Here is a 5,498-nt window from a genome sequence, read left to right as displayed (position 1 = left end):
GAGCACTCTCGGAAAGTCTCTAGTCCCCGAGTTTACGCTCTTTTTTATTGTTTACTTTTTGAAATTTCCTCCAACTTTTTTGCATAAAACACTTGACAAATGTATAAAAATTTGCGGCGAAGCCCTTGTAAAAAATACATTTTTGGAGGTGCTTTACTTATGCTAAAAAACTGGACTACTCATGTCAATTACCAACACTTTATTTCTGAAGCTGTTTCTTCTTTAAATGCTTCACAGCTTAAAAAACTTTCTTTTTATTCTGATTCTATTGAAAAACTGACTTCTTTAGATCTTGATCCTTTGGCTGATTTTCTTGCCCCTTATTATTCTTTACTTGGAAGACCTGCTGAAAATCAACCAGAAATTTTTCGTTCTATTATTCTTATGCTTGATCAGCATGTTACTAGCCTTACCAATTGGGTTAAATTACTTCAGTCGGATGACTTATTAGCGCTTCTCATTGGGTGCTCCCCTGATACTCTACCTGCTCTTGGTTCCTACTACGATTTTATGAATCGTCTATGGCTCCGAGATCCTCAACTTGATAAAGATGAACGCAAGCAGCTTTATAAGTTTCCTAAGGATTCTAAGCCCAAGAAAAAAGGGCCCGGCAAGAACAAAAAGCTTCCCAATAAACATCCTCAAATTGTTCGTAAAACTGTTGACTTCTTTATGGCTGGTCGCTCTTTTTCTCTACGATATGAACGACTTTTGCAAGAGCTTTTTAATCTCATTGCTATTGTGCCTTCTATGGACCTTGGTTTAATTCCCACTAATAACCTCACTATCGCTGGTGATGGCACTTGCGTCCATTCCCATTCTTCTTCTCTTGGTAGCAAAGTTTGTAACTGCAAAGAAAATGGTGTCTATAACTGTAAATGCGACAGACATTACTCCGATGTAGATGCCGCATATGGGTGGGATAGTGATCTTGGCACTTGGTTTTATGGCCATACACTTTATGCTTACTCTACATATGATCCTTTGTCTAAAACAGATCTTCCTTTGCTTATTCGTTTTGTTTCTGCCAAACGTCATGATAGTGTTACTGGCGTTGTCGCCTTAGCTGAACTAAAAGAAGTTTCTCCCTTTCTCAACATTACCAATATTTGCTTGGATTCTGCTAACGATAATTATCCTACATATGAACTGTGTCAGTCTTTGAATTATATACCTTTCATTGATCTAAATAGTAATCGCGGAAGACCTGCAACCCTTCCCCCTGCATTATCTATAAATGAACAAGGGGTACCACTATGCCTATTAGATCATGAAATGGTATATAACAGCTATTGCATTAACCGTTCTCGCCACAAGTGGCGTTGCCCGTTAGTATGTGGAGAAGTAGATACCTGCACCCACAAAGAACAATGTTCTACTTCCCCATATGGACGGGTAATTTATACAAAACCGGACTGGGATATTCGTCTTTATCCTTTAGTACCAAGAGGTACAAAAGAATGGAAAGACATCTATAAAACCAGAACCTGTTCTGAACGTGTTAATAACCGCATCCTGAATGATTATGGATTACATGCAATGCGGATTCACGGTAAAAAACGCTATGCATTCTTTACAATGATGATTGGCATCAATATTCATCTTGACGCACGAATTAAAAAAGCTAAACTAGAGGTTGCTTAATATCTGAATCACCCATAGTATTTTTTAAAACCAGCTTTAAGGTGGTCTTATTTGTGTATCCAATATTACCAATTTCATTATAAAATACTGATATCAGATTTATTGCATAAATACGCATGTTTTATTCATGACTTTCCGAGAGTACTCCTTCTTTAAGTACTATGTTTTAGTAAATCAATAAAATCCTTTGCTACCAATATCAAAATACCATAATCTAGGACTTATACAACCCATAACCGGCAAACGGTATGCATAGACAAACAAACAGCATCTTTTATTAGATTAAACTGTTTGTTTGTTTATGCATACCGTTTGTTTTTAATGGCTTTTTTTTGATTGTATATATGCTAAACTAAAAAAATAGACACTATTAAAAGAGGTTCATGCCTATGCACACACTTATTATTGATTTTATTTATAGTAAGATTTCATCTCAGAAAGATCTAAGTCTGGATGAAAAAGCTATGATACGCTATTCATTAGAGGTGATTATCAATACTTTTATAAAGCTGTTCATGGTTTTTGTTGCTTTTTTACTGATGGGTAAAGCTCTTGAATTCTTTTATATTTTGCTTTGTGTCATCGGCTTACGTAGTTTCAGTGGTGGCCTTCATTTTGAATCCTTTACAGGTTGTGTCGCTTTTACTCTGATCTATTTTATAGGTACCTTGATTTTAAGCCACCTATTGCCAACCACCGATTTGCTCATCTATATGACCTGCTTTATTGCATTTGTTATAACATTACTCTTTGCACCAGTCATCTCACCCAAACGACCTAAGTACCCCATACAAAAAATCAGACGCTTTAAAATGGCCAGCCTGATTTTTATCATCGTTTATCTCGGTGCTTATATGATGATCGGCAAACATGTTTTTTTTGAGGTAACCCTTTGGGGTTTGATTATACATATCACACAACTTATCATTGGAAAGGGGGTCAATTACCATGTCGAAAAAAAGACAACTTACAACCTTCAGTAGTCTTTTATGCTCACTACTCATCGCCATTGCACCGCTCATCGTTACGACGACAGCATGCATCTTGGTATGGGGAGAGCCTGAATGTCCCGATGTACTTAAAGCATTATAGAACATGTACACGAATGCACACATGATTGACTTGATTGATATTTATGTTTTCTACAGAATGATGTCCACCATGTTTTTTGACAATCTTTGTTAAGTTATAGAGTCCATAACCTCTGTATTGACGGTCACCGGATTTTGTGGAGAAGCCTTTGTCAAACATTTTATTAATCACGTCACTATTTAGGTATGGATGCGCATTGATGACCTCAATGACGTTCATGCCTTCTTCTTTGTATAAGCCCAGTTTTATCCTGTCACCACTTGCTGTGGCTTCCATAGCGTTGTCCAGAAGGGTTCCTATGATCTCAATCACCATAAAAGGCTTTAATTGGGTCTGCATAAGATAATTGTTAATATCTATATCCATTTCAATATTCTGACTCTCTATAACTTTTTTCTTACTATAGATAAAGCCGGCTAAAAGCTTATTATCAAGCTTCGCCAAATTCCCCAAGTCTTTCCCCATGTCCACATCCTCTACATAGGCCGACATCTCTTCTATTTTCTTTTGGGTATCTTCTTCTGAGTTCAACATCATCTGAATACACTGAATATGGTTGTCATATTCGTGTTGTCTAGCTCTAATCTCACCCATTAACTCCTCTATGACCAACATATATTTTTCATAGGTTTCCAATTCTTTTTGCTCATTATAGCTTTTCATACTTCTAGTAAACAATAATAGATTGACCACCATAATCAAAAGGAATATGGCAGCAAAACTGATGGCATTAATCAAAAAAACATCGCTGTTAGTATACCAAAAAATTAGAGACCCAACACTCAACATAAATATATTAATGGCAATCATGCTAAAGGTTCTGTTCTTAATCAGCCGTTCATTCATCAAGACATGAATCGGCAGGAATTTATATATCGGAATAAGGAGCAAAACGGTCAAACTGTGTCCAACCAAGCCAGACTTAAAAGAATAAGCCATATCCATAATCAAGAGTTGACCGATGACCAGAGACGTCAACTGAATCAATAATAAGACAATGGTTGCCATGACATACACATAAATACTCAGTATAGGTTTGACCTCAAATAGAAGATTAATAAATAAGATGACCACAATTACATTGATAAGAAAAGCCCGTTCGTTACCGATATAATTTGATAGCAAGCCGGATGTTATACCAGTTAGCAAAATCATACCAACCTTGAAATATATCGGTTTTGCTTTGCTGGTCTTAAGCAGTGCCATTACCACAATAAAGTATTCAATCAAGTCAAGTACTGAAAATAAAATGCTTTGTGCAAATGTCATATTGTTTCTCCTATGAGTTCTTTATAGTAGACCCTTCCAATGGGAATGTATATATCTGTATTATGTAACTGGATGGTTTTTTCGGTTTTATGGATGGCCTTAATGGCCTCTTTATTAATAATAAAAGCCTTATGAACCTGAACAAAAGTATCATTTAAAGACGCTTTTATTTTTTTGAGGGATACATTGGGAACAGCAATGGTATCTTGTCTCGTATGAACATAGAGTTTTTGGTTGTTGGCCTCAATATATATAATCTCCGCCATATCTACCTTGTATATACAATTCTTTAGGTGCAATTCTAATTTGCCTTCTTTATGGACCTTTGCCTTATAACCATAATGAATGAGTGTATATAAGGCCTCTTTCAACTGTTCTTTGTCAAAAGGCTTAACAATATAGGAATAACAATGAGTCTCGCTAAATGCCATGATGGCATGGGTCGGAACCGCTGTAATAAAAACAATATGGGTTAACTTGTAAGTGTCTATCTTTCGTACCTCTTTGGCAAAATCCAGACCGTTTCCATCTTCAAGTTGTATATCCAGAAGTAAGATGTCCATATCTACTTCATTTAAGAGCTCAAAGCCCCTAACCACAGACCCTGACTCATAGATTTTCGCTTCCGGATCCAGTTCCATAATGATTGCTTTTAGATTTTTTCTAAGGATGACTTCATCCTCTAGTATCAATATATTACCCATGGTCATAACCTCAAACTTAAAAAAGCTTTTATTATTATTTTATCATAATCATTTTTCACTTTGTTGCCTATAGGCATTTAATATATAGGTCTTATTTCCTATAATATTACCACATTTTTTTATCAAAGGCACTCATTATCCACAAATCTTTCTTGTTTTTTATGCTTTATTCAAGACAAAGGGACTTTAATTATAATTAAAGTCCCTTTGTCTTGAATAACAATTCATTAATTAAGGAGAAGATGTATCACAAAACCGATATAAGCGATTCTTATGGTATAGTAGGTGGTGTTGTTGAAAAAGATAAGGCTGTGTAATCTTTGCCGTCCACAACCGCATTTTTTACATTATTAAGAAGTACCTGGGTCTCAAAGGCTTGATCTGCACTCTGAAGTTTGATTTTCAATACATAACGGTCATTAATATTTTCCATGAGAAAATGAACACTATTTATACCACCTGCGGATAGATGGTGTGTTGTTGAACCTTCTTTTATAACAAGGGCATTGTTTTCAAGGATGATAACCTTATCATAGGTCGCGCCTACCAGACTATCCCGCAACTCCACTTCAAATACATTTCTGATTTCTTCCGTTGTTTTTAGAGCGGTTAATCTTAGATTCGAACTTTGTGCAATCTGATCAGAGCCATAACTGAGTGTTCCAAGATTAAACTCCAAAAAACTGAAAATCATAGTGATGACAATACTCATAATCCCAATGGTAACTATAATCTCTGTTAGGGTAAAACCGTCTTCTTTTTTGATCATGCTTTCACCTTCTTAATATC

At 35.7% G+C, this 5,498-nt stretch carries 6 protein-coding genes; 3 read left to right on the top strand and 3 right to left on the bottom strand.

The features are described 5' to 3' along the window. Nucleotides 1–159 precede the first annotated feature (159 nt). From AC6F8J_RS09140 to AC6F8J_RS09130, 3 genes are all read left to right on the top strand, one after another. Nucleotides 160–1,644 carry a transposase gene (locus AC6F8J_RS09140; RefSeq protein ID WP_500722745.1) on the top strand — a complete coding sequence of 495 codons (1,485 nt, stop codon included), beginning with the start codon at nt 160–162 and terminating at the stop codon, nt 1,642–1,644. A 389-nt stretch (nt 1,645–2,033) separates the two neighbouring features. Then, nucleotides 2,034–2,627: an accessory gene regulator B family protein gene (locus AC6F8J_RS09135; protein ID WP_500722743.1), complete on the top strand. Its 594-nt coding sequence runs from the start codon at nt 2,034–2,036 to the stop codon at nt 2,625–2,627. Next, nucleotides 2,593–2,736, top strand: coding sequence for an AgrD family cyclic lactone autoinducer peptide (locus AC6F8J_RS09130; protein WP_500722741.1), 144 nt, complete (start codon nt 2,593–2,595; stop codon nt 2,734–2,736). Before AC6F8J_RS09135 ends, AC6F8J_RS09130 begins: the two co-directional genes overlap by 35 nt. On the opposite strand, the gene AC6F8J_RS09125 is transcribed toward AC6F8J_RS09130, so the two are convergent. The 3 genes from AC6F8J_RS09125 to AC6F8J_RS09115 all read right to left on the bottom strand — a co-directional run bounded on the left by AC6F8J_RS09125 (nt 2,731) and on the right by AC6F8J_RS09115 (nt 5,478). Continuing rightward, complete coding sequence (locus tag AC6F8J_RS09125) at nt 2,731–4,005, bottom strand: ATP-binding protein (protein ID WP_500722739.1); 1,275 nt, start codon at nt 4,003–4,005, stop codon at nt 2,731–2,733. The genes AC6F8J_RS09130 and AC6F8J_RS09125 overlap by 6 nt on opposite strands. After that, a complete protein-coding gene (locus tag AC6F8J_RS09120) occupies nt 4,002–4,709 on the bottom strand; it encodes a LytTR family transcriptional regulator DNA-binding domain-containing protein (RefSeq protein ID WP_500722737.1) in 708 nt (235 codons plus the stop codon). The genes AC6F8J_RS09125 and AC6F8J_RS09120 overlap by 4 nt, the downstream gene beginning before the upstream one ends. A 271-nt stretch (nt 4,710–4,980) precedes the next feature. Next, entirely contained in the window at nt 4,981–5,478 is a 498-nt protein-coding gene (locus AC6F8J_RS09115; RefSeq protein WP_500722735.1) for a prepilin-type N-terminal cleavage/methylation domain-containing protein, read from the bottom strand. Between the last annotated feature and the right edge of the window lie 20 nt (nt 5,479–5,498).

This window comes from Petrocella sp., assembly GCF_059865615.1.
The sequence above is the reverse complement of the archived record's forward strand: the minus strand, read 5'-3'. Positions and strand labels throughout refer to the sequence as shown.

Bases quoted from the DNA above. Each gene is read 5' to 3' on its own strand.
- AC6F8J_RS09140 (WP_500722745.1), top strand. From the start codon at position 160: ATGCTAAAAAACTGGACTACTCATGTCAATTACCAACACTTTATTTCT.
- AC6F8J_RS09135 (WP_500722743.1), top strand. From the start codon at position 2,034: ATGCACACACTTATTATTGATTTTATTTATAGTAAGATTTCATCTCAG.
- AC6F8J_RS09130 (WP_500722741.1), top strand. From the start codon at position 2,593: ATGTCGAAAAAAAGACAACTTACAACCTTCAGTAGTCTTTTATGCTCA.
- AC6F8J_RS09125 (WP_500722739.1), bottom strand. From the start codon at position 4,005: ATGACATTTGCACAAAGCATTTTATTTTCAGTACTTGACTTGATTGAA.
- AC6F8J_RS09120 (WP_500722737.1), bottom strand. From the start codon at position 4,709: ATGGGTAATATATTGATACTAGAGGATGAAGTCATCCTTAGAAAAAAT.
- AC6F8J_RS09115 (WP_500722735.1), bottom strand. From the start codon at position 5,478: ATGATCAAAAAAGAAGACGGTTTTACCCTAACAGAGATTATAGTTACC.